The organism is Dellaglioa sp. CoH-56-MRSF-13, from assembly GCF_056782095.1.
The window spans coordinates 69,322-93,321 of record NZ_JBXAYC010000004.1; the positions used below are offsets into that span (position 1 = coordinate 69,322).

Sequence of the window (24,000 nt, forward strand, 5' to 3'; positions counted from 1 at the left end):
TTATTTATCCTCTACTTGCATTAATTTTTCAACCGCTTCAATATATTTGTCACCACGTACTTCAAATGAAGGATATTGATCCCAACTAGCTGCTGCTGGGGATAACAATATAATATCATTGTTATCACTTAATTTATATGCTTCGGGAACAGCTGCAACAACATCAGTGACTTGCTTAATTTGAGTAATACCTGCCGCTTCTCCAGCATTTCGCATTAAATCAGCTGTTTCACCGAAAACAATCATTGCTTTTACATGTGCTTTAAGTACAGGCACCAATTTTTCAAACGTAAATCCTCTATCTAATCCACCAGCTAATAGTATAATTGGATTCGAAAATCCTTTTACAGCCATCTCAGTTGCTTCAATATTAGTTGCCTTTGAATCATTATAGAATTTGCGATTATGCCATGCGCTAACAAACTGTGTACGGTGGCGTACTCCTGTAAATGTCGATAATACTTCTTGAATAGCAGTATTTGTTACACCTTTAATTTTAGCAGTTACGATAGCTGCAAGCGCATTTTCAATATTATGTTCACCAGGAATATTAACTTCATCCGATTTCATAATGAATTCATTCTGATAGTAAATATTTCCGTCTTTTACATAAGCCCCTGTTTCAATTTCATCTAATCTAGAAAATGGCACAATGTTAGCAGAACTTGTTTTAGCTAGTTCACGAAGTTCTTTTAAATCCCAATTGACAACAAGAAAATCACTAGAATCTTGATTTTCAGTTATTCTCATTTTTGCTTTCACATAATTTTCTCGAGTTTTATGGTAATCCGTATGTGCCTCATAAATATTAGTAATAACGGCTATTTCTGGTTTCAATTTATCAATGCCACATAATTGAAAACTTGATAATTCAGCTACAATAATATCATTTTTGGTTACCTTTTTTGCTACGGCAACAGATGGAACACCAATATTTCCAGCGACAAATGCACGTCCTTGCTTTCTTTCTTGATTTAACATCAATGAAATCAGCGTCGTTGTAGTTGTCTTACCATTCGTTCCTGTAACCCCGATCATTGGCGCTTCAGAAATTTCATAAGCAAGCTCTGGTTCTGTAATAATAGGTAAACCTTTTTCCATTGCCTTTTCAATAAGTAAATTTGTATATGGAATTCCAGGGTTTTTTACGACTAACTCAAAATCCTCATCTAGTAAAGAGAGTGGGTGTCCGCCCGTAATCACTTTGATTCCTTCAGCCAAAAGCTCTTTAGCTTCAGGGTTATCATCAATATTTTTATGATCATTCACAGTCACAAATGCGCCTAAATCTTTTAAAAGTTTGGCTGCATTCAAGCCACTCTTTGCTAAACCTACAACTAGAACCTTTTTATTTTGATAATTCGTAATATTTTTCATTCCAATTAAATCTCCCTTTATAAAATGACTAGTAACGTTAAAATCGCAGCAATTAACCCAATAGTCCAAAAGACAATATCAATTTTCCATTCATTCCAACCACTCATTTCAAAATGATGATGAATTGGGCTCATCTTGAATATGCGTTTACCTGTTAATTTAAATGAAGCTACTTGTAAAATAACACTTGCCGTCTCACAAACAAATATAATACCAATAAAAATGAGTGATAGTTCTTGGTGTAATAAAATTGAAACGGTTGCTAATGCACCACCTAATGCTAACGATCCCATATCTCCCATGAAAACTTTAGCTGGTTTATGATTAAACCAAATGAACGCAATTAATGCGCCAATGACAGATAAACAAAAAATAAGTACATCCTTTTGTTGTTGTACTTGCGCAACAACTGCATATGCACCGAATGCAATAATTGATTGACCTGAAACAAGACCGTCAATTCCATCAGTTAAATTAACCGCATTAGAGAATCCAACAAGCCAAATAATAATGAATACAGCATAAAGAATACCGATTGAGACCTCACCAAAACCAAAGACATTAATTGCAAGTGGCAAATGTTCATGGACATAAACGACGGTGAAGATTAATCCACCAACTATTTGACCCAATAATTTTTGCCAAGGCTTTAAACCTTCATTTTGTCGTTTGAATAATTTGATACTGTCATCCCAAAATCCTAAAATAGCATATAAAAATAAGATGAAAATCATAATCATCATCGCTGGTGTCATAGAATTAGCCCATATACCTGTCCAAATTGCAGTAATAATAATAGCAATATTAAAGACAAATCCACCCATTGTTGGTGTACCAGACTTTTTCTCATGCCATTTTGGTCCTTCTTCTCTAATCATTTGCCCTTGTTTACGTATTCTAAAATAGCCAATAAATAATGGCATAAACATAAACGTTAATGCGAATCCACTTACCAACGGTATAAACATTTCTGGTTTAGTCATTGTCTTATCCTCACTCAATTCTTATTTTTTATTTAATGCTCCCGATGCTTCTTCAACATCGTCAAAATGCACTTTTTCTCGACCAAGAATTTGATAATCTTCATGACCTTTACCAGCAATTAAAATAACATCTCCTGGTTGCGCCTTTTTTATTGTTTGAGCAATTGCATCGTGTCGATCCATTATAACAGTTGCTCTATTTTCTGGAATTCCAGTCAGCATGTCTGCCATAATTTCCTTAGGATCTTCAGTTCTAGGATTATCCATAGTAAATACTGGGTAATCACTATGGTCAGCAGCAATTTTTGCCATTTTAGGACGTTTTCCTTTATCACGATCACCACCGCAGCCAACAATGCAATAAATTTTATTTTGTGCAAAATCTTGTATTGTCTCTAAGACATTTAATAACCCATCTGGTGTGTGCGCGTAATCTACAATTACACTGATACCCGTTTTAGAAGGCACTAATTGAAAACGACCTTTAACACCAGTCACTTTTTCAAGTGATTTAATAATTTGTGTTTCATCAAGTCCAGCAGCATATGCGGCACTAAACGCAGCAAGCATATTATAAACATTAAACAAGCCGATTAATTGCATTGTAACATGAGTTGTTTCACCAAAAAGAATTAAATCAAACTCAGTTCCATGACTCTTAATTTCAATATTTTTAGCTTGAATCATGGCATCATCATTTTCGATACCGTAAGATAATATTTGAGCAGAAGTAAACTGAGTAAACGTTCGAGCCACTGGGTCATCAAAATTTAAAACAGCCACTTTTGAGTCGCCTGATTCAGTATAATGATTACCCAACTGAGCAAATAACATACTTTTTGCATGTGCATAATTTTCCATTGTTTTATGAAAATCTAAATGATCTTGTGTCAAATTTGTAAAAACTGCGATATCAAAATCAATACCCCATACACGTCCTAAGACTAACGCATGTGAAGAAACTTCCATTGCAACAGTTTCAACTTTTTCTTGTTTCATTTGTGCTAAAGTTCTTTGCAATGTAATAACATCTGGAGTTGTATTATTCGAAGGATACAGTGTATCATTTATTTTACGATACATTGTACCGATTAAACCTGTTTTTTGATTTAAGTCACGATAAATTTGTTCAATCAAATGTGTAACAGTCGTCTTACCATTTGTACCAGTAACACCAATCATTCTCATCTGCTGACTTGGGACGCCATAAAATGCATCGGCAAGAATTGCCATCGCACGATTTGTATCTTGGACATAAACGACTGGAACAGGTACATCAACTGGTTTACGAGCAATAATAATCTTCGCACCTTTTTCAACCGCTTGATTCACAAAATCATGTCCATCAACTGTATAACCTTCAACAGCAACAAATAGACTATCTTCAACAACTTCTCTTGTATCTTGTGTTAATAGCTTAATATCTAACTCTGAATCAATCGCCGTTGATACTCGTTTAAATTTTAAACTTTGGATTAATTTATCTGCTCTCATATCTATATTCACCTTTTTATTTTAACGTTAATTTCACCATAGTTGATTTTTTAACAACTGTATTCGCCTTAATACTTTGAGCTGCTACATAACCACTACCCGTTGTCGTTAAGTTTAGTTTCATTAATTCTGCAGCATTCACCGCATCACTCTTTGACCAACCGGTTAAATCAGGCATAATCATTTCACCATTTGTTAATAACAATATTTTACGTCCGGATAATACAGTCGTTCCAGCAGGTGGATACTGATTAGCTACCGTTCTGCCATGTCCGATAACTGCAATATCTAGATTTTGTTCGTTTAATTTTGTTTTAGCTGATGAAGTTGAACTATTTGTAACGTCTGCTACTGTTACATTAGTCTTTGCAGTTGATACCGCTGTTGAACTGTCTTCTTCTAAAGTCCTCTTCATCAATGGATTAAATATTTGTGCCAAAATAGCATTACCACTGGTACCTTGCATATTTTGTGGTTGTTTCATCGTTACATACATAATATATTTTGGATCTTTGGCCGGCGCCATACCTACAACTGAAAAGACATAATTTGCATCACCCGTTAGATATCCAGTTCCATTTGGATCCGAAATTTGGGCAGTTCCTGTTTTTGCAGCTATCTTGTAACCATCAATTTTAAAGGCATTACCGGTCCCATAATTTTTGTAGATAACATCTTGCATCATGCTTAATACTTCTTTAGACGTTGATTTTTTAATAACTTGTCCTAAATTTGTTGTTTTAGCTTGATACGTTGTTTTTCCAGTATTAGGATCTACAATTTTATCCACAAGCGTTGGTTTGATCATCTTACCGTTGTTTGCAAATGCCGTAAAACCTTGCATCATTTGCATAGTTGTCACATTTATTCCTTGACCAAAAGCTGTATCTGCTTGTTCAATTGGGTATTGAAATTCAATACTACCTTTTGCTTCATTAGCTAATCCCAGATTTGTACTTTCCAGGAAACCAAATTTTTTAATATATTTAAGCCAAGCAGTATGCCCCATCGCTTGTTCCAACTTAGCCATACCAACATTACTTGAACGAGCGAAACCTTCACGATAAGTGATTAAACCCCAACCAGATGTATTCCAATCAGGAACAATCTTAGTTCCCACTTTTAAAACACCTGATTTATAGACGGCATTCTCATTGTAGGCATTATTTTCAATAGCAGCTGCCATTGTAAATACTTTCATAGTCGAGCCAGGTTCATAACTATCTTCAATTAGCGTATTACGCCACATCTTTGAAATACCACTTTTGGTATCTGCATTAAATGTAGGCCGTTGACTTCCTGCCAAAATTTTTCCATTTTTAGCATTCATTATAACAACATTCATTGATTTAGGATTATATGTTTTTTGTACGTTAGTTAGAGTTGTTTCAAGATACGTTTGTAATTTTGTATCAATGGTTGTATAAATATTATTTCCATTTTCAACTTTTTTTGTTTTTGTCTTTGAGTTTGGTAGTTGGTAACCATAACTATCTTTTTGGACCTTTTTTAACCCGTCTGTTCCACTTAATTGTTTATTAAATGCTAATTCTAGTCCCATTACACCAGATAAAGTTGAATCACCTTTTTTTGAAGTGCTTTTTGTCACACCAATTAAATGTGATGCAAAAACACCATTTGGATATAATCTTGCTTGTGTTTCAGTGAAATAAATACCTTTTAAATCTGCTGATTCTATCTTGTTTTTTGTTTCCAAAGATAAGTTTTTACCAGAATTACCAAATTCAACTTGGTAAGTTCCTTTTTTTGCATTCAAAATATTGTAAACTTTAGATTCTTTCATTCCAATCGCATCACTAATAACTTTTGCAGCTTTACTCTTATCAGTAACGTATAACGCTTTGTTATTTGCACCAACATATGATTTTGATAGAACTGCATAAATTGAGTAGTTTGTTGTATCTTCAGCAATCGGTTGATTTGAATCATCATAAATGGTTCCTCTATTTGCTTTATCAATTCGACTATTTTCATAAAGTGCCTGTGTTTGGCTACTTAAATTAACATCTGAAACTTTTCCACCTATTACAATATAAGAAAAACGAATGATAAACATCAAAAGAATCGCTAAAACGGCCAGGATTAGTAGCACACCAAACCTTTGCCTATTTCTACGTTTCTTTTTCATGTCATTTATCATCCGTTGCTTTTGATTATTCATTTCGTTACATTCCTTATTCTACTCTCACTTAAATTAAGACCATTTTTATTAGCGATACTATTTAATCGATCATTACTGGCAAGTTCGTTCACTTCTTGTGTCAAATCAGAACTCTTAGTTTGAATAGCTGTTATTTCGCTGTTAATATTTTGTAAAAATTGACTACTATTAGACAACTCTACCTGAGATGAAACTAGCATAAGCATAAGTACCAAAGAAATTGCACCAATTAAACCAAATAATGATTTTTCAATTCTAGAAAATGCAACACTTTGTGATCCCACTGTTTTTTTATGTATAGGTTGTTGTCTTGGATTTTCTTTATATTCTCTTGGCATTTGTCGTGCTGTGCTATTTTGTGCCATGATATGTAACCCCTTTATTATAAAATATTATTTTTTCAATCGTTTTATAATTCTCAATTTTGCTGAATGTGCACGCCTATTATTCTGTAATTCTAATTCTGATGGTAAAATTGGCTTTTTATTAACTAGTGCATAATTTGGCTGAATATTATCTGGAATTACAGGTAAACCCGGTGGTAACTCTGGTAAACTTGTTCGTTCCTTAAACATCGTTTTGACCAATCTATCTTCTAATGACTGAAATGTAATAACGCTAACTTGCCCCTTAACATTAATTAAATCAATTGCTTGCTCTAATGAATCTTCTAAAACACCCAATTCATCATTAACCGCAATTCGAATAGCTTGAAAAACTTTTTTAGCAGGGTGCCCACCTGTTCGTCTTGCACGAGCCGGAATACCCATTTTAATTAATTCAACTAATTGACTAGTTGTAACAATTTCTTCATTTTCTCTAGCATTTTCAATCTGACGAGCAATTGACTTTGCAAATTTTTCTTCACCATATCTAAAAAAGATTCTAATAAGTTCTTGATATGTCCAATTATTAACAATCTCTTTAGCTGTTAATTCTGCACTTAAATCCATCCTCATATCTAACGGCGCATCGTGCTGATAACTGAAGCCTCGTTCTGCGACATCAAATTGTGGGGATGATACACCTAAGTCATAGAGTACACCATCTACTTCCGTGACATTAAGTTCCAGTAACGCGGCTTTTAAATCTTTAAAATTGCGTTTAATAAACGTAACTTGTCCATTTTCTATGTATTTTTTTAAATGCCCTTCATTATAAGTAATCGCTGTTTGATCTTGGTCAAAAGCATATAAATGTCCCTCCGTACTTAGTTGAGACAGGATTAGGGCACTATGTCCACCGCCACCCAAAGTACAATCAACATATATACCATCTGGTTTAATAGCCAACCCATCTACTGCTTCATTTAGTAGTACTGTTTCATGTTCAAATGTCGTCATAGTTTTATCCCCTTTCATACGTGTTATTTAAAATCCAAAATCAATCATATTTTCTGCAATTTCATCAAAATTTTCTGATGCACTCTCTGAAAAACTATTCCATCGATCTTCACTCCATACTTCGAATCTGTTTGAAACACCTACTAGCACACATTTTTTTTCTAAATCAGCATGTGTTCTTAAAGGAACTGGAATATTAATACGGCCTTGTTTATCAAATTCACATTCTGTAGCTGCAGAATATAAAAATCTTACAAAAGCCCGTGAATCTTTTTTTGTTAAAGGGAGTGTTTTAAGCTTTTCTTCTAGGAGTGTCCACTCTGTTTGTGTATATCCGAATAAACAACCATCCATACCTCGAGTAATAACAAATTTCTCACCTAATTCCTCACGAAATTTAGCTGGAATAATTAATCTACCTTTAGTATCTAAAGTGTGTTTAAATTCGCCCATAAACATTGTGTACAGCCCCCCTTCATAGTAACTATTTAAATTTTACCACAATGCCCCACATTCCACCACTGAATTCCCCAATATTATGATTTTAAATGATAATATACAAAAAAACACTCAATCCTTTTTAGATTAAGTGTTTTTTACATTACTTATAATTAAAAATGTAGGACGATATCCTTAAAATAGTACTAAAAAGAGAAGCATTAAGAGGTACCATCCAAGCATATAAATATCAGTAATTTTCCAAATGGTCTTGAAAAATTTTGCATAAATTAATTCTCCATCTCGATACGCATACATAAGCGCACTAGCAATACCAATTAAGCACCAAGAAAATATTATAAATGGTGTAATCGATAAATTAAACTCTCGTACTGATAAAATATGTGTCAATAAAAGAAGTAATGGTGGTAAAAAATCAATGATTTGCAACCGTTTAGGCCAATTTTTACGTAAAATACGTTTAAGTAAAGTTAAAATTAGAATATATCCAAATATTAAAATTATCGACCCATACCAAGTTCCAAAAAATGGTAAAAGTTTCATAAATTACCCCTTTTAGATACTGCTTAAAAAGACATCATGTAATGCATTAACAGCAGTTTTTAAATCGTCCTGTTGAACTAAAATCCAAATTGTCGTATAACTATCAGTTGTTTGAAGAATATTAATATCCTTCTCAGCTAGTGCTGTTACAATTTTGGCCGTAACACCTGGTGTTCCAGTCATCCCCGCTCCCACAATTGAAACTTTCGCACAGTTTGGAAGCACTGAGACATCAATTCCAGCATCTACTAAAAGTTGTTTAGCTTTTTTTTCATCATCATTGAACAAATTAAAGAGGACTTTGCCAGGTGAGATATTAATAAAATCAACGCTCAAATTATTATTGGACATCAAATTAAAAACATCTTTTGGAGCATGATTAACTGTTTTAATTGTAAATTGACTGAGTCCAGTCACATGAGCAATACCAGTTACACTACGATAATGCTTTACACCTAAGTTTCGGTCGGTCACAAGGGTTCCCATCTCTTCAGGACTTTGCCAAGTTGAGCGAATCCGAACTGGAACATGGGCTTGTTGCGCAATTTCCACTGCACGAGGATGGATAACTTTCGCACCTTCATGAGCCATATTTGCAACTTCTTCATAACTGACTGTTTCTAGAAATTTTGCCTTTGTAACTAATCTAGGATCGGCAGTCATCATCCCTGACACGTCAGTAAAAATATCGACACGTTCAGCATCTAATGCTGCTCCAAGTAATGCAGCTGTCGTATCACTTCCACCACGCCCAATAGTCGTCGTTTGACCTTTACTTGTAGCACCTTGGAACCCAGTCACAACTAAAACATCAGCATCTTTAAATGCCTCATCAATTAAATCAGTATTAATGTTAATTACTTTAGCATTCTGAAATTCATCAGTTGTTTCAACTCCAGCATCCTGCCCTGTTAAAGCAGCAGCTTTAATGCCTTCCTTATTCAATAATTCAGAAAAAACTGCGGCAGAAATAGTTTCACCAACAGAAACAATCATATCAAGTTCTCTATTAGAAAGTAATGATTGCTCTCCATCGACAAGTCCTAATAATGAATCAGTTGCATAAGGTGCACCTTTACGCCCAATTGCTGAAACAACGACAACGACTTGATACCCTTTATCAACTGAATATTTTACGTGTTTTAAAGCTGCTCGTCTCGACTCATCGTCTTGAACCGATGTGCCACCAAACTTCTGAACCATAATTGTCATTATTTTGAACTCCCACTATTTATTATTTAGCTTTTTCTGTTACTGTTTTACTATCTTCTAATATGTCACTTTCAATGTAAATACGATGCCATACCATAAATGTTAAGACAGTCCATATTTTTCTGGAGTTATCTCTAACACCAGCACGATGTTCATCCAATAAATCTATGAAATATTGTTTGTTAAAAAATTCATCTGTTTGAGAATCATTAATAATTTGTTTAGCCCAGTCATACATTTCGTCTTTTAACCAAAAACGAATAGGCACAGGGAAACCTAATTTTTTACGATTTAAAACATGGTCAGGAACGATACCTTCAGCAGCTTTGCGTAAAGCATACTTGGTTGTTCCATGTGCAATTCTCAAATCTGCAGGCACTTCAGAAGCAACTGCAAAAACTTCTTTATCCAAAAATGGTGTTCTCAATTCTATGCTGTGTGCCATTGTTGTACGATCGGCATTATGCAATAAATCTCCATTTAACCATGTATGCATATCAATAAATTGCATTTGATCTATTTTATTGTAATCTTTTGATGCATTATAATATTGGCCAGTAATACTTTGGAATGGATGATTTTTATTATAGTCTTTAAAGAATGCTTCTTTTTCTTTTTCATTAAAAATAAAAGCATTACCAACGTAACGATCCTCCATTGGTGTCGTGCCTCGAAGAAGGAAACTTTGTCCACGCATCCCTTTAGGCATCATTTGAGCAATTTTATTCAACGCACCATTAATTGGTTTAGTGTATTTAAATCCTTTTAATGATTCAGGTTCATGATAAATAGTGTAACCACCAAATAGTTCATCAGCACCTTCACCCGTCAATGCAACTTTAACACGTTTTCTGGCCTCTTTAGCAAGGAAATATTGAGGCACAGCAGCCGGATCAGCCAAGGGATCATCCATATTCCAAATAAAATGTGGAAAAGCCTTCATAAATGCTTCAGCCGTAATAACAGAACTAAAATTAGCGACATTTAATTTTTCTGCGGTTTCTTGCGCAACATCTATTTCACTATAGCCTTCACGTTCAAATCCAACTGAAATTGTTTCTAATTTTGGATTTAATTCTTTAGCAATAGCAACAATAATAGACGAATCAATTCCACCAGATAAGAATGAACCAACTGGTACATCGGCACGCATATGCTTATCAACTGAATCAATTAAGACGTCTTTAATACGTTTAATATATGTCTCTTCTGGACGAACTACTGGATGAAATTCGGCAGAAAAATATCGTGTAATGACTGGCTTCTCGCCTAATTTTTTCGTTAAATAATGTCCAGGTTGTAACATATCAATTTCTTTAGTTAACGTTTCTGGTTCTGGTACAAATTGGAATGTCATATAATCTTGAAGTGCATCTTTATCAAATGTCTTATTTTTTAAAACTTTATAAATAGCTTTACTTTCCGAACCATAATAAAAATTGTCATCTGCTATAGCGTAATAAAATGGTTTAATCCCAAATTGATCACGGGCAGCAAAAAGTGTTTTTTCTTGCGTATCCCAGATAACAAATCCAAACATTCCGCGGAATTGCTTAACAGCTTCTGCACCGTACTTAGCATACATACCTAAAATGACTTCTGAATCAGAATCTGTTTTAAATTCATAACCATCAGCAACTAATGCTTCACGTAGTTCAATATAATTATAGATTTCACCGTTGAAAGTTAACCAGTAACGTTCATTTTCATATGAAAGTGGTTGGTGTCCGCCTTCTAAATCAATAATACTTAATCTTCTAAATCCCATTGTTATATCATCATCACTAAAATAACCTGAATCATCAGGACCACGGTGAACAATCATTTTTGTCATATTATGAACAATTTTATCGTAATCATCATTGGTATTTTTTTGTCTGTCGCTCAATACACCTGCAAATCCACACATATTTTCATCCCTCATTTTCATAAAAATCAATGTCTTATATTATAGATGATTCTACCATATATTTCAATTTAGGTTACAGTTATGTTTACTATTATAGCGTATTTGAACTAATCTTAACAACTAGATGTCTGAATTAACGAAAGCTTAAAAAATTTGGTATACTATGTATTATGTTATTCGAATAAAGGGGACTTTGATATTGATAGAATATTATACATCAACTGAGTTAGGTACAATTCAAAAAATAAAAGAATACAGTAAATCATGTTGGATTAACGTTACAAATCCTTCTGAAATAGAAATAAATGAACTTATTAAAAAGTATGCTATACCACGAGACTATATGACCGCTATTTCAGATGATCAAGAAAATTCAAGAACTGAAGGATTGTCTCAAAATATTGTTCCTGACTTAGTCTTAATGCAGTACCCTCATCGCATTAGAAACTCGCTAGGCTACTTAGAATACCAAACGTTTCCTTTTTCAATTATCTTAGCAGATGATGCAATAATTACAGTCTCAAATAGTGAACCAGATTTTATCAGTAAATTTATCGCGGATAGTCCAATTCATCAAATTAAAACGATAACATCGGATCAATTCACTTTGAAATTACTTTGGTATCTATCACAAAGTTTTGTCGTTGCGTTAAAATCTATCATTCAAGAAACCGAAAATTTAGAAAAATCACTTGCTAAAGCAACTAAAAATGAGCAATATTATCAAATGATGTCAATGCAAAAAAGTTTAGTTTATTTTGATGCTGCTTTAAAGAAAAATAATCCAGTACTTCAATCTATGGTTGACTCAAATGAGCATTTCAAACAAAAGGCAACTGATGATTTACTCACAGATGTTTTAATCGAGAACCAACAAGCCGAAACAATGACAAGCATTCAAACTAAAATATTAGAGAATTATGGTGAAATGGTTTCATCAGTTATTTCAAACAATTTAAATATTATCATGAAGGTCTTAACGTCGATGACGATTATTTTAACGATACCAACAATCGTTGGCGGTATGTTCGGCATGAACGTATCCCTTCCTGGTGCAGACACTCATTTTTCATTCTGGTGGTTACAATTAATCACGTTAATAATTTGTTTATTAACTGCTTATTATTTAAAGAAAAATGACTACTTTTAAGTTGACATTTTACTTATAAAAAAGTTATAGTTACACTATTAGATTTGAGAGGGTGGGTAAAACATGAAGAAAAAGAAATCTACATTCCAAAAAATCACAATGTTTGTCGTGTGGTTAATGATTCTTGTAACAGTCGGTGGTGTCGTTTTAACCGCAGTTATGTCAATCGCTTAATTTAAAAATAAAAATTTTAAAGGTTCCCAGCTTAATTAGCTAGGAACCTTTTTTATAAAAAAAGGCGGATTATTATATCCGTCTTTTTCTGTCTATTCTATTTAGCTAGGAAGATTCCTGGACTTTTTTTAAGTATGATACTAAGTATCAAGGTAGCAATAATCATGTTAATAATCATACTCCCACCATTGACAACTGCTGAGTACACAACTGGAGAAAGCCCCCATTGAACATATTTTGACCAAAAAATGATACCAGCCATAAAATGAGCACTGTATTTTAGAAATACAGCTATTAAAATCGCAAAAGTCAGTGATTGTATGGCACCACGCATATTTTTAGTACGCAACTGACTTAAAAAACGAGCAGAGAATAACCCAGAAAATCCTAGTACCAAATTAGCAACTGGATACTCTAAGATAGCCTGAACCGGCGTTAATACAAACGCAGTTCCAATTAAAATAGGTAATATACCATATAGTAACCCAATAATTAATCCCATTTTTAATCCGCGTCGTAAACTGTATACCACAATAGGTAACACACCTAGTGCAATATCAATATTTGGCGGATTAGGAACAAATGATAGCGCCATTGCTAAAGCGGCCATAACGACCCCTTCTAGTAATATCAATAATTTTTTTCTTTCCAACAAAAAAACCTCCTTTGACTTAGTAAACCAAGCACAAAGAAGGTGTTAATCTTCTACACACAATTCCTACGTTTGCATTAACAAACAGGTTCCAAGGGTCTGAATTTCTTCACTCTCAGCCAAAATTAATCGGCTCCCCTTTGTGTTGGTCTCCGATTAATAATATCGCATACATCCTGAAAAACGTCAAGCGTTTCCATTCCTATAATATCGGTGAAAGAAGTCTTGAAAACTGTTGCTTAAATTTCAACCAATGTGATTGATCATTAAAATACCTTTTCGTTAAAAGACTACTTTGTTCCATATCAGTTTCAAAAATTGTTTTAAGTGTGCTTGCCACACCTACATCATAAATAAATGCATTCGCTTCAAAGTTTAACTTAAAACTTCTAAAATCAAAATTAGCTGAACCAACGGATGCAACCATTTCATCAATTACAACTGTTTTAGCGTGTAAAAATCCATTGTTGTATTGATAAATTTCTACACCAATATTCGTTAGATCTTTCGCATAATACTGTGTAGCACGATAAACAAAGGCATGATCTGGCATACAAGGAATCATAATTCTAACCTGAACGCCTGAAGATACCGCAATATCTAACGCTTCTATAACAGAATCATCTGGAATTAAATAAGGTGTTTGAATATAAATATATTTTTTAGCTGAATTAATTAACTTAATATAACCTTTTTTTATTTGTTCAATTTCTGAATCAGGTCCACTAGAAACAATTTGCATGTTAACTTTACCTTTTGTAACAGTTTGTGGAAAATAACTTGACTGGTAATTAATCTGATTATTTCTCGCAGTTGCATTCCAATCCATAATGAACCTACTTTGTAGTGATCCGACAGCGTTTCCAAATACGCGAATATGTGTATCTCGCCAGTTACCAAATTTCTCACTTTCACCTAGATACTGATCACCGACATTGAATCCACCGATGTAACCGATTTTACCATCAATAACGACAATCTTTCTATGATCTCTAAAGTTCAAACGAAGATTTGAAAATGAAAAATGTGAACCCAGAAAGGCTTCTGCTTTACCGCCCAATTCCTCAAGATGTTTGAAGAATTTTTTAGTAGTTCCCTTTGATCCCAATGCATCATAGATGATTCTAACTTCAAGACCTTCATTTGCTTTCATTTCAAGTAACGTCAATAGTTCATTTCCAATATGCCCATCTTCGAATGCATAATACTCAACATGGATATGGTGTTTAGCTTTACGAATGTCTTGAAATAACGTCTTAAACTTATCATGCCCATCAATAAATAACTGAACCTCATTCTTCTTAGTTAAAATAGATTTCTCTATTTCTAAAAACATATGCATGATTTCGTTTACATCATCAGTATATTTACCGCTTGTTGTTAATTCTCCTCTGGCCCATTCTTCTTTTTGTTGATCTACTAATTGGTCAACACCCATACGACCCTGTGTTTTAATATCAAATATTTTTTCTTTTGAAATTTTCTTACCAAAAAAAAGATAAATTAAAAATCCAAAAATAGGTATACCTATCAAGACAAGAAGCCATGCCCATGTTGCAGCAATATCACGTTTTTCTCTAAAGACGGTCACAATTGCCGCTAACAAGTTCAATAAAAAAACAAGTAGCACACCAATATTTACATATGTCATATAGTCCCTCCAAAATTAATTATTTTGAATATTATTATTTTCACCAAACCATTTTTGATTTAATTCTTTTAGATAACCTTTGTTTTGCAACTCTGTTATTGCCCTATTAATTTTTAATTGCATTGTTGTATCAGATTTTCGCATACCTACCGCAAAATCTTCAGTTTTAAAATTACCATTTATCACGTTATATGCATTTGAATTCGACTGATGCTTAATAAAGTAGTTCGCATAGACATCATCAATTAAAAGTCCTTGAATTCTATCTGCATTTAAATCGATAAAAGCATTATCAAATGAATCATATTGAACAGGTTCTTTATCTTTAATATTATCTTTTAAAATATCTGGATGCAAATTTAAGCTATCAAATCCAGCTGAACCACTTTGAACACCTAAAATTTTTTGTTTCATATCAGAAAAAGAATTAATTTCACTTGATTTTTTTGTTACTAATACTTGCTTGTTCGTTAAATATGTACGACTGAAAGCAACATTCTTAGCACGTGCAGTTGTTTTTGTATACCCATTCCAGATTAAATCAATTGTCCCATTTTTTAATTCCGTTTCTTTCATAGACCAATCAATTGTTTGGAAATCAACTTGAATATCATATTTTTCAAAAACTTTTTTTGCTAAATCAACATCATATCCTACTAAACTACCATCTTTTTGTCTGAATGTCATTGGCACAAAACTATCATCAATTCCGATAACAACGGTACCCTTTTTTTGAATTGATTTCCAACTATCAACCGAATTCATTGATTGGCTACTATTGCTACAGCCAGCTAATCCTATAAACATCATCATAAATAATATTGTAAAAACAATTTTTTTTTCTAATTGATTCATTTATTATCCTCTAATCTTCTAGCGGCTTAACTTTTAATAATTTATCCGCAATATTTTCAGCAAATGGTACATCATGTGTCACTATTATTTGAGTCATTCCGTCTACTTTCAACGATAATATTAAATTCTCTACTTCCTGGCGTAGTGCTGGATCAAGTGCTGAAGTTGGTTCATCATAACACAAGATTTTAGGATTCATCGCTAATGCACGTGCAATTGCAACTCGTTGTTTCTGCCCACCTGAAAGTTGGTAAGGATATAAATGCCCTTTATTTCCGAGAGATAAGCGATCTAATAATTTTTGTGCTTCTTCCTCGGCCTGGACTTTATTACGATTTAAAACTAATTTTGGAGCTAACGTTATATTATCTAACACTGAAAGATGAGGGAATAATTGAAATTCCTGGAATACTACCCCAATAACACTTTCGTTCGTATTATTACGATATGGATCAAATGGTGAGGCATCAATTAGAATATCTCCAGAATCAATTGATTCTAACCCACTAATACATCTCAATAAAGTCGTTTTTCCACCACCAGATGGACCAACAATACTAACAATTTCACCATCATTAACTGTTAAATTAATATCATCTAAAATTAATCGTTTTCCATAATACTTTTTAATATTTTTTAACTCTAGCATAGAATTACTCCTTATTTGTAATAACTATAATGTTTTTCAATTTTCTTCAAGACAAGTGTAAATATAGCTGTTAATAACAGATAGATTGCCCCAACCATCAATAGTGGGACGAGTGTTACATCACGACTCGTCGCTACGTTACCGGCTCTTAATAAATCGCCTAACCCAATAACATATACTAAACTTGAATCTTTAACTAAATTAATAATTTCATTTCCAATTGAAGGTAAAACGATCTTGAACACTTGTGGAATAATAATTGTCCTAATAGTTTGCCAATATGATAGACGCAATACCTTTGCACTTTCATATTGACCTTTAGGAATCGATTGCAATCCACCCCTAAATATTTCAGCAAAATACGCACCATAATTCAAAATAAATGCAAATAATGCCGCATCGTATCGACCGAATACAATATGAATATGGAACTGTTGTAGTGTTGGTAGTCCATAAAACACAAAAATTAATTGTAGTAGCAGTGGTGTTCCTCGCATTAACCAAACATAAAAATTCAAAAAATACTTAATTGGTTTTATTTTTGAAATTAATCCTAATCCGACAATTAAACCAAGTGGAATCGATCCAATGATCGTCCAAAAAAATATTTCTAACGTTAATTTAGCACCATCTATTAATGATGGCAAAATTTCTAATATATAAGTCATTACATTATCTCCCTTTAGTTAAATAAAAAAATCCTCTCAAGCCAAATCAAATTGACTCAAGAGGACGATAGCCGTGGTGCCACCTCAAATTCATATTTTTCTCACGAAAAATAACTTATGTAGATTAATAAAAATGAGTATAAAAAAACTCTATAGTCATTATTGACTATAGAGGGCGACGAATCGCGGTACCACCTCAAACATCATTAAATTCTCACAAATTTAATCTTAACGAGTTTATTAAACTACAGCTATAACGGGCTTATCCCGGACTTCCCTAATTAACTAGTTTAGGAAATCAACTCGCAGATGTGTTTCAGACTTAAGAACTGTATCTTTTCAGCAATCGATACTCTCTTTAAAAGTTTGTTTAAGCCTTAATCTTCTGTTCAACGTTTTTCTTAATTGATAATAATTTAGCATACTGTCATTAACATTGTCAAGAATTAGTCTTTCTTAAACCATGAACCCATTTTTTTCCAAAAACCTTTTTGAGGCTGTTTTATTGTCATCAAGGGCACTGTTTCCCCTAGTAGTCGACGTGCTACATTACGATAACCTAATCCAGCTGGATTTTTAGAATCTAAAACAATTGGTTCACCATGATTTGATGTACTAATAACAGCATCGTCATCAACAATAATTCCTAATAAATCAATAGACAAATGACGTGTAATCTCATCAACATCCATTGCTTGACCATCTTCCATCATTTGACGACGGATACGATTAATAATTAATTTTGGTTGTTGTAATAATGGATTTTGCTCTAATAAACCTACCACGCGATCTGCATCACGAACCGCAGAAATTTCAGGCGTTGTTACAATAATAGCCATATCTGCACCAGCAATAGCATTCATAAAACCTTGCTCAATTCCAGCTGGGCAATCAATAATAACATAGTCAAACTCTTCTTTTAATTCATCAACAATTGCTTTTACTTGTTCAGGAACTAATGCTGATTTATCAGTATTTTGTGCAGCAGGTAATAAGTATAAATATTCGTTAAATCTCTTATCTTTAATGAGTGCTTGGTGTAACCGTGCACGACCCTCAGCTACGTCTACAATATCAAATAAGATACGGTTATCAAGACCTAAAACAACGTCTAAATTACGCAAACCAATATCTAAATCCATTAGAACAACCTTTTTTTCAAGAAGTGCTAATGCAGTTCCAATATTTGCAGATGATGTTGTTTTACCAACACCACCTTTACCAGATGTTACAACAATTGCTTTTCCCATCTTTAATATCCTCCAGCATGATTAAATAATTTTGGTCGAAGTGACTTTAATTCATCTCGATTGCCATAATCTATAATATGTAAATCATTAACATAGATTACAGTATCTTGACTGTTTGTTACTTTTTCATCATCTATAATATCAACTAATTCACCAATTCGTACTTGTGAAGCAGCTGAAACATCGCCCACAATAATGCTATCTGTATTATTGTTAAATCCAGCATGAATGACACCTTGAACTTCACCCATAACAAAAATATTACCAGCAGCTCGTAATTGACCACCCTGATGTAATTTACCTAAAAATAAAATATCACCTTTTAAATCAACTATTTGTCCACTTCGAATTGTTAGATAGCATAAATGAACGTTGTCATTTTCTTTTAAAATATTAGCATCTTCTATGGTCATTACTTCAGATTCGATTTTGTGTACTTTAAAATTACGGTATTCAGAAATAATTTTTTCGATTTTTTGCTTTTCATCTGCTGAAAACAATCGATTTTCTGTTTTAATATCAAACGAAATAACCGTTTCATCAGCATTCTTTTTTTCAGCACTTAAATTATTAAATAATTCTCTAAGTTCAACCAAAATTTTATCAAATCCGAAATCCTGTTTAAGAATAATTTCATAACCATCTTTATAACCTTTTAAAATAACACCTTGCATCTACGTTCACCCCTGAATTTTAATTATATCGGTTACTTAAATTCATTAATTTTGATATTGGATAGTACAAAATAATAAATACCACCAGATTAAAAGCTAAAGTTGGTCCAAACGAAGTACTAACGAATGTTGTTACAGATTCATTAGCAAATCCAATCATCTCATTGACTGCATAATACGAAACTTCTAAAACTGCCAAATCAATAAAATAAATGAGTAATATCACAATAAAAGATGGTTCGAAATATTGATATGCTATTTTAGTTAAATAAACAATTAATGGTAACAAAATCATATAAATACCCAAAATACCGGCATAATAACTATCAAATGCTAGACCAACACCAAACGCCCATAATTCAAGATGCTTATTATCTGAGTAAAAGATACCCATTATCAACCATAACAACAACAGGTGACTAACCATGATAGTCGTTTGTGATTGTAACTGTTCCATAAAAACAAATTGTATTGTACCATCCAAAAAAAAGGAAATAATAAGTCCTAACGGAAAAATATACTGTCTATTTTTATTTCTCATCTAATCTCACCTTCTAATCCAACGTCTGAGCAACTGTTACAACCGTTAGGTCACTCAAATCAACTGCAGGTTTGATATAAATTTTAGAAGCAAGTCCATAATCACCTTGCTCAACTTTAGACACAACACCAACATTTAAACCCTTTGGTGTTGTGCCTCCAAGACCAGATGTGACAACAGAATCACCTTTTTTCAAGGCTTTCTTAGAAGTAATTTGACCCATAATTAATAAATTATCTGTTTTATCATAGTCAGTAATTAAACCATTAATAATATCATCGTTTGAATTATTTACTTGAACTGCAAATCTATTAGCAGAATCATTAGTAGTCGATATTAATTCAACTTTACTATTTGTTTTATTAACTTCTATAACACGACCAATCAATCCAGAACCAGCCATCACTGGTGCGTTCTTTTTAACACCAGACGCACTACCTTTACTTATCACAAGTTGATTTAGCCAACCAGAAGGTAATCGCGTTAAAACAGATGCATTAATTGAAGTATAATCAGTCAATGTACTGTCCAATTTTAATTCCTTTTTCAGCTGTTTATTCTCATTTTTAACAGTGTCTGATTCCACTTGAACTTGTGCTAATTTATCAACTTGTTTTTTTAATTTTTGATTTTCTTGATATGTATTTAAAAGATCAGAAATACCAATAACTGAACTTTTTAAGCCATTTGCAGGATAACTAACTGCTCTATCAAATAGACCAACAACATCATTACCAAATTCTTGAATGAGCGGTGGTGTTGATTTTTTATTTCTAACGGAAACTGAAAATGAAATTAAACTAAAACTCACAATAATGGCTATTAAAATGATGATTAGTCTTCTATTTGAAAAAAATTTCTGCATGTTCGCTATCCTCCACTTACCTTATAATTAACTAAAAAATTAAGAGGCTGGATAAATAAACCACCAACCTCTTCATTTTTAGCTTATGTGATTTTTAAAATCTATCTTTTCTTCATGACGTCGATACTTTTTAATGATTCACCTGTACCAATTGCAACACAGTCGAGTGGTTCATTAGCAATAAAAACAGGCACTTTTGTAACTTCAGAAATAACTTCTGATAGGTTTTTTAATAATGCACCACCACCTGTTAATACAATACCATGGTCAATCACATCAGCAGCAATTTCTGGAGAAGTTTCTTCCAATGTTTCCTTAATAGCAGTAATGATTTCAGCAATAGATTCTTGAATAGCAACTGCAATATCAGTTGCTTTTACAGTAACTGTTTTAGGAAGACCCGTAATCAAATCACGTCCTCTGATAGTTGTATCTTCAATTGATGCAGCATCTTTAACTGATGCAGATGCAACGTCCATTTTTAATTGTTCAGCTGTTCTTTCACCAATCAATAAATTAAAGTTTTGACGAATATATGACACAATTGATTCATCCAATTTATCGCCAGCCATTCTGATAGAACGGCTTGAAACAATACCACCTAATGAAATTGTAGCAACATCTGTTGTTCCACCACCGATATCAACAACCATATTACCCGTTGGATCCATCACTGGTAATCCAGCGCCGACTGCTGCAGCAAATGGTTCTTCAATAACGTAGGCGTCACGCGCACCGGCAACACGAGTTGCATCAATAACGGCACGTTTTTCAACTTCTGTAACGCCACTAGGAACACATACCATTACATAAGGTTTACCTGCAGATTTACCTAAAGCTTTTTGAATGTAATATTTCATCATAGCAACTGTTGTGTCATAATCAGCAATTACACCGTCTTTCATTGGGCGAATAGCCACAATGCTACTTGGTGTACGACCGATCATTGCACGAGCATCTTCTCCAACAGAAACAATTTCATCAGTTTTAACATTTTTAGCGACGACTGAAGGTTCACGTAAAACAATACCTTTTCCCTCAACATACACGATTGTATTAGCTGTTCCTAAATCAATTCCTATATTCTTTGTTCCAAATCCAAACACAGTCTTTCTTCCCTTCATCGTCAGCCTTCTAGGCGCTTTTATTCGTAGTATTTACATTATATCATAATCAAAAGTGAGATTTCATTCAATATTTACTAATTTTTATTAAGTTTATCTTAAATTATTATAAGGTAATTAATTTTGAATCCATAATCTTATTAAGTTTATCATATCTAATTTCATAGAACAAGAGAGCACCCTTGATAATCAAAGGACGCCCTCTTCTTTCATACTAAGATATTTAGTATTACCCGAAATAATATGATCTAACAGCTCAATTCCCATAAGAATACCACATTTTTCAACTCTTTTAGAGAAAATAATATCATTCTTAGATGGTGTCACATGCCCACTCGGATGATTATGGACCAATATAATTTTAGCTGCACCATATTTTAATGCAACTGCAAAAATATCTCTTGGATGGACCGTTGCTGAATTCAAAGTTCCAATGAACAATGTCTCTTGTTTTACAATTTGATTTTTTGTATCCAAGAATAATCCAATTAAAAACTCTTGGTTTAATCCACCTAACTCAGCAACCATTCTAACCCCAGCATCATGACTTGAACAGATTTGTCCACAAATAAAATGAGGTTCACTGTTGATTCGTGTTCCCAGTGTAACAATAGCTTGTAATTGTAATGCTGTAGACTGATTATTCCCATCCATCAATAACTGATAATCTTTTAAACAACATTTTTTTAGTTGGCTTAAAGATTGGTAACGTGAAGAAAAATTATTAACACACTTTCCAACATCATTAGGGTTCGTTAATAATAAACTAAAAACAACCGTCAAAAGCTCTTTATCTGATAAATTATCACATTGATACTTTTGGATTTGTTCCAGTAGATATTCATTTGAGCAACTAGAAATAAGTGACATGGTGATTCCTCCTATTTTTTATTAAATACGAGAAATTCACTTATTTAAATTATTCTGATACAAAATAACTACGAACCTCCGAAATAAAGTACAACGATCCTGTCACAAGTAATAAATCATCAGAAGACATTTCGCCAACACTTTGAACTAATGCCTCTTTCCAACTTTCTTGAATGGAGACATTATCAAACTTATTAACGTTGAAATCATCTATTTTGCTTACTAGACGTGGCCCTGAAAATTGAGTTAGTATAACTCGTACATGAGGAACTGCAGCTAATTTTTCCAGCATTTGTTTGCCTTGCTTATCCGCTAGTACTGCAAAAATAATTGTGATTTCTTTATCTTGAAAATGCGTTTTAAGCAACTGCGTAATCCGATCCACTGCTGCGCTATTGTGCGCACCGTCTAAAATAACTAACGGTTCATCATTTACTTTTTCAAAACGTCCTGGCCATCGTGTCTCTGAAATACCTTGCCTAATTGATTTAGGACTAATGGCCCATCCCTGAATTTCAGCAACCTTCTCAAAAGTAGCAATTGCTGTTGCTGCATTTTCATCTTGAAATTCACCTAATAATGGCACAGAAAGTTGTTTAATATTCAATTTATTCGACGTATACGTTAAAATTTCTTCCCATGATGATTTTGTTCCCTCAGATTTAGCATTAAAATCCACTCCTAATCGAAAAATAGGACTATTTTTTAATTTAGCCTCATTATTAATCACGCTAAAGACTTCATCAGTTACTCTACCAACGATAATAGGCCGATTACGTTTAATGATACCTGCTTTTTGTTGCGCTATCTTTTCAATTGTATTACCTAATATTTTCATATGATCTAGACCAATTGTTGTAATAACTGAAATAATTGGATCAATAATATTAGTTGAATCATACTTCCCGCCTAAGCCCGTTTCAACAACTACAATATCTACAGGATTTATGCTGCCAAAGTATACAAACATCATTGCAGTAATAATTTCGAATTCAGTTGGTCCCCCCTCAAAATCGGCTAGTTCAATATCCATTCGATCAACAACTGGTTTCACGACATTTACTAAATGTAAAAGGGCGGTATCATCAATCATCTGTCCATTTAAGGAAATACGTTCATTAAATTTAACAATGAATGGTGAAGTATAAGTTCCTACATTCAACCCTTGTGCAATTAATAATTCACGTAAAAATGCAACTGTTGAGCCCTTTCCATTCGTTCCAGCAACATGAATCATCGCGATATTACCTTGTGGGTTATCTAAGCGTTCCATAAATGCTCGCATTCTATTCAAAGATGGACTTTTTTTAAATTTTGTTCGCCCATGAATAAAATTGAGTGCCTCTTCGTAAGTTGTGATCAATTTTCCGTCCCG

General features: G+C 33.2%; 24 protein-coding genes, 1 riboswitch and 1 other annotated feature. Of the genes, 2 read left to right on the forward strand and 22 right to left on the reverse strand.

The annotated features are described in order from the left end of the window. The 10 genes from murD to asnB all read right to left on the reverse strand — a co-directional run bounded on the left by murD (nucleotide 1) and on the right by asnB (nucleotide 11,502). Nucleotides 1-1,377 (reverse strand): UDP-N-acetylmuramoyl-L-alanine--D-glutamate ligase, encoded by a 1,377-nt coding sequence (gene murD / locus AC1RP1_RS05480; RefSeq protein WP_481761680.1) that lies wholly within the window; start codon nucleotides 1,375-1,377, stop codon nucleotides 1-3. A 17-nt stretch (nucleotides 1,378-1,394) separates the two neighbouring features. Next, nucleotides 1,395-2,360, reverse strand: coding sequence for a phospho-N-acetylmuramoyl-pentapeptide-transferase (mraY, locus tag AC1RP1_RS05485; protein WP_409022368.1), 966 nt, complete (start codon nucleotides 2,358-2,360; stop codon nucleotides 1,395-1,397). A gap of 21 nt (nucleotides 2,361-2,381) precedes the next feature. Continuing rightward, the gene (locus tag AC1RP1_RS05490) at nucleotides 2,382-3,854 is read right to left on the reverse strand and encodes a UDP-N-acetylmuramoyl-L-alanyl-D-glutamate--2,6-diaminopimelate ligase (protein ID WP_481761679.1); all 1,473 of its coding nucleotides are present in this window, start codon (nucleotides 3,852-3,854) and stop codon (nucleotides 2,382-2,384) included. Between the two features lie 16 nt (nucleotides 3,855-3,870). Next, entirely contained in the window at nucleotides 3,871-6,036 is a 2,166-nt protein-coding gene (locus tag AC1RP1_RS05495) for a penicillin-binding transpeptidase domain-containing protein (protein WP_409022366.1), read from the reverse strand. Then, a complete protein-coding gene (ftsL, locus tag AC1RP1_RS05500; RefSeq protein WP_481761678.1) occupies nucleotides 6,033-6,401 on the reverse strand; it encodes a cell division protein FtsL in 369 nt (122 codons plus the stop codon). The genes AC1RP1_RS05495 and ftsL overlap by 4 nt, the downstream gene beginning before the upstream one ends. Nucleotides 6,402-6,428: 27 nt before the next feature. Further along, on the reverse strand, nucleotides 6,429-7,379 hold the full coding sequence (rsmH, locus tag AC1RP1_RS05505) for a 16S rRNA (cytosine(1402)-N(4))-methyltransferase RsmH (RefSeq protein WP_481761677.1): 951 nt from the start codon (nucleotides 7,377-7,379) through the stop codon (nucleotides 6,429-6,431). Between the two features lie 27 nt (nucleotides 7,380-7,406). After that, the gene (gene mraZ / locus AC1RP1_RS05510; protein WP_481761676.1) at nucleotides 7,407-7,838 is read right to left on the reverse strand and encodes a division/cell wall cluster transcriptional repressor MraZ; all 432 of its coding nucleotides are present in this window, start codon (nucleotides 7,836-7,838) and stop codon (nucleotides 7,407-7,409) included. 174 nt (nucleotides 7,839-8,012) lie between these two features. Next, nucleotides 8,013-8,381, reverse strand: coding sequence for a DUF3397 family protein (locus AC1RP1_RS05515; protein WP_409022362.1), 369 nt, complete (start codon nucleotides 8,379-8,381; stop codon nucleotides 8,013-8,015). Nucleotides 8,382-8,393: 12 nt separating this feature from the next. Further along, nucleotides 8,394-9,593 (reverse strand): aspartate kinase, encoded by a 1,200-nt coding sequence (gene dapG / locus AC1RP1_RS05520; protein ID WP_481761675.1) that lies wholly within the window; start codon nucleotides 9,591-9,593, stop codon nucleotides 8,394-8,396. A gap of 22 nt (nucleotides 9,594-9,615) precedes the next feature. Further along, a complete protein-coding gene (gene asnB / locus AC1RP1_RS05525) occupies nucleotides 9,616-11,502 on the reverse strand; it encodes an asparagine synthase (glutamine-hydrolyzing) (protein WP_481761723.1) in 1,887 nt (628 codons plus the stop codon). A 199-nt stretch (nucleotides 11,503-11,701) separates the two neighbouring features. On the opposite strand from asnB, the gene AC1RP1_RS05530 reads away from it, so the two are divergent. After that, a complete protein-coding gene (locus AC1RP1_RS05530) occupies nucleotides 11,702-12,652 on the forward strand; it encodes a magnesium transporter CorA family protein (RefSeq protein ID WP_409022360.1) in 951 nt (316 codons plus the stop codon). Between the two features lie 63 nt (nucleotides 12,653-12,715). Continuing rightward, nucleotides 12,716-12,826 (forward strand): DUF4044 domain-containing protein, encoded by a 111-nt coding sequence (locus AC1RP1_RS05535; protein WP_409022359.1) that lies wholly within the window; start codon nucleotides 12,716-12,718, stop codon nucleotides 12,824-12,826. Between the two features lie 97 nt (nucleotides 12,827-12,923). Here the strand turns inward: AC1RP1_RS05535 and thiT are convergent, their stop codons facing one another. From thiT to AC1RP1_RS05595, 12 genes are all read right to left on the reverse strand, one after another. Then, nucleotides 12,924-13,478 carry an energy-coupled thiamine transporter ThiT gene (gene thiT, locus AC1RP1_RS05540; protein ID WP_481761674.1) on the reverse strand — a complete coding sequence of 185 codons (555 nt, stop codon included), beginning with the start codon at nucleotides 13,476-13,478 and terminating at the stop codon, nucleotides 12,924-12,926. A 46-nt stretch (nucleotides 13,479-13,524) separates the two neighbouring features. Then, a riboswitch (TPP riboswitch) is annotated at nucleotides 13,525-13,628 on the reverse strand. A gap of 52 nt (nucleotides 13,629-13,680) precedes the next feature. Continuing rightward, nucleotides 13,681-15,129 (reverse strand): cardiolipin synthase, encoded by a 1,449-nt coding sequence (gene cls, locus AC1RP1_RS05545; RefSeq protein WP_481761673.1) that lies wholly within the window; start codon nucleotides 15,127-15,129, stop codon nucleotides 13,681-13,683. A 15-nt stretch (nucleotides 15,130-15,144) separates the two neighbouring features. Further along, nucleotides 15,145-15,984: an amino acid ABC transporter substrate-binding protein gene (locus AC1RP1_RS05550; protein ID WP_481761672.1), complete on the reverse strand. Its 840-nt coding sequence runs from the start codon at nucleotides 15,982-15,984 to the stop codon at nucleotides 15,145-15,147. A 10-nt stretch (nucleotides 15,985-15,994) separates the two neighbouring features. Continuing rightward, a complete protein-coding gene (locus AC1RP1_RS05555) occupies nucleotides 15,995-16,633 on the reverse strand; it encodes an amino acid ABC transporter ATP-binding protein (protein ID WP_409022355.1) in 639 nt (212 codons plus the stop codon). An 11-nt stretch (nucleotides 16,634-16,644) separates the two neighbouring features. Further along, nucleotides 16,645-17,301, reverse strand: coding sequence for an amino acid ABC transporter permease (locus AC1RP1_RS05560; RefSeq protein ID WP_409022354.1), 657 nt, complete (start codon nucleotides 17,299-17,301; stop codon nucleotides 16,645-16,647). A 168-nt stretch (nucleotides 17,302-17,469) separates the two neighbouring features. After that, nucleotides 17,470-17,703 (reverse strand) — a binding site (T-box leader). Between the two features lie 44 nt (nucleotides 17,704-17,747). After that, nucleotides 17,748-18,551 (reverse strand): septum site-determining protein MinD, encoded by an 804-nt coding sequence (minD, locus tag AC1RP1_RS05565; RefSeq protein ID WP_409022353.1) that lies wholly within the window; start codon nucleotides 18,549-18,551, stop codon nucleotides 17,748-17,750. A 2-nt stretch (nucleotides 18,552-18,553) separates the two neighbouring features. After that, a complete protein-coding gene (locus tag AC1RP1_RS05570; protein ID WP_409022352.1) occupies nucleotides 18,554-19,225 on the reverse strand; it encodes a septum site-determining protein MinC in 672 nt (223 codons plus the stop codon). A gap of 19 nt (nucleotides 19,226-19,244) precedes the next feature. Next, nucleotides 19,245-19,766 (reverse strand): rod shape-determining protein MreD, encoded by a 522-nt coding sequence (gene mreD / locus AC1RP1_RS05575; protein WP_409022351.1) that lies wholly within the window; start codon nucleotides 19,764-19,766, stop codon nucleotides 19,245-19,247. A gap of 13 nt (nucleotides 19,767-19,779) precedes the next feature. Then, entirely contained in the window at nucleotides 19,780-20,631 is an 852-nt protein-coding gene (gene mreC, locus AC1RP1_RS05580; protein ID WP_481761671.1) for a rod shape-determining protein MreC, read from the reverse strand. A gap of 101 nt (nucleotides 20,632-20,732) precedes the next feature. Further along, on the reverse strand, nucleotides 20,733-21,737 hold the full coding sequence (locus tag AC1RP1_RS05585) for a rod shape-determining protein (protein WP_409022785.1): 1,005 nt from the start codon (nucleotides 21,735-21,737) through the stop codon (nucleotides 20,733-20,735). Between the two features lie 207 nt (nucleotides 21,738-21,944). Further along, entirely contained in the window at nucleotides 21,945-22,625 is a 681-nt protein-coding gene (gene radC / locus AC1RP1_RS05590) for a RadC family protein (protein ID WP_481761670.1), read from the reverse strand. A 49-nt stretch (nucleotides 22,626-22,674) separates the two neighbouring features. Further along, the gene (locus tag AC1RP1_RS05595) at nucleotides 22,675-23,988 is read right to left on the reverse strand and encodes a bifunctional folylpolyglutamate synthase/dihydrofolate synthase (RefSeq protein ID WP_481761669.1); all 1,314 of its coding nucleotides are present in this window, start codon (nucleotides 23,986-23,988) and stop codon (nucleotides 22,675-22,677) included. Nucleotides 23,989-24,000 lie beyond the last annotated feature (12 nt).

Bases quoted from the DNA above. Each gene is read 5' to 3' on its own strand.
- murD (WP_481761680.1), bottom strand. From the start codon at position 1,377: ATGAAAAATATTACGAATTATCAAAATAAAAAGGTTCTAGTTGTAGGT.
- mraY (WP_409022368.1), bottom strand. From the start codon at position 2,360: ATGACTAAACCAGAAATGTTTATACCGTTGGTAAGTGGATTCGCATTA.
- AC1RP1_RS05490 (WP_481761679.1), bottom strand. From the start codon at position 3,854: ATGAGAGCAGATAAATTAATCCAAAGTTTAAAATTTAAACGAGTATCA.
- AC1RP1_RS05495 (WP_409022366.1), bottom strand. From the start codon at position 6,036: ATGAATAATCAAAAGCAACGGATGATAAATGACATGAAAAAGAAACGT.
- ftsL (WP_481761678.1), bottom strand. From the start codon at position 6,401: ATGGCACAAAATAGCACAGCACGACAAATGCCAAGAGAATATAAAGAA.
- rsmH (WP_481761677.1), bottom strand. From the start codon at position 7,379: ATGACGACATTTGAACATGAAACAGTACTACTAAATGAAGCAGTAGAT.
- mraZ (WP_481761676.1), bottom strand. From the start codon at position 7,838: ATGTTTATGGGCGAATTTAAACACACTTTAGATACTAAAGGTAGATTA.
- AC1RP1_RS05515 (WP_409022362.1), bottom strand. From the start codon at position 8,381: ATGAAACTTTTACCATTTTTTGGAACTTGGTATGGGTCGATAATTTTA.
- dapG (WP_481761675.1), bottom strand. From the start codon at position 9,593: ATGACAATTATGGTTCAGAAGTTTGGTGGCACATCGGTTCAAGACGAT.
- asnB (WP_481761723.1), bottom strand. From the start codon at position 11,502: ATGTGTGGATTTGCAGGTGTATTGAGCGACAGACAAAAAAATACCAAT.
- AC1RP1_RS05535 (WP_409022359.1), top strand. From the start codon at position 12,716: ATGAAGAAAAAGAAATCTACATTCCAAAAAATCACAATGTTTGTCGTG.
- cls (WP_481761673.1), bottom strand. From the start codon at position 15,129: ATGACATATGTAAATATTGGTGTGCTACTTGTTTTTTTATTGAACTTG.
- AC1RP1_RS05550 (WP_481761672.1), bottom strand. From the start codon at position 15,984: ATGAATCAATTAGAAAAAAAAATTGTTTTTACAATATTATTTATGATG.
- AC1RP1_RS05555 (WP_409022355.1), bottom strand. From the start codon at position 16,633: ATGCTAGAGTTAAAAAATATTAAAAAGTATTATGGAAAACGATTAATT.
- AC1RP1_RS05560 (WP_409022354.1), bottom strand. From the start codon at position 17,301: ATGACTTATATATTAGAAATTTTGCCATCATTAATAGATGGTGCTAAA.
- minD (WP_409022353.1), bottom strand. From the start codon at position 18,551: ATGGGAAAAGCAATTGTTGTAACATCTGGTAAAGGTGGTGTTGGTAAA.
- AC1RP1_RS05570 (WP_409022352.1), bottom strand. From the start codon at position 19,225: ATGCAAGGTGTTATTTTAAAAGGTTATAAAGATGGTTATGAAATTATT.
- mreD (WP_409022351.1), bottom strand. From the start codon at position 19,766: ATGAGAAATAAAAATAGACAGTATATTTTTCCGTTAGGACTTATTATT.
- mreC (WP_481761671.1), bottom strand. From the start codon at position 20,631: ATGCAGAAATTTTTTTCAAATAGAAGACTAATCATCATTTTAATAGCC.
- radC (WP_481761670.1), bottom strand. From the start codon at position 22,625: ATGTCACTTATTTCTAGTTGCTCAAATGAATATCTACTGGAACAAATC.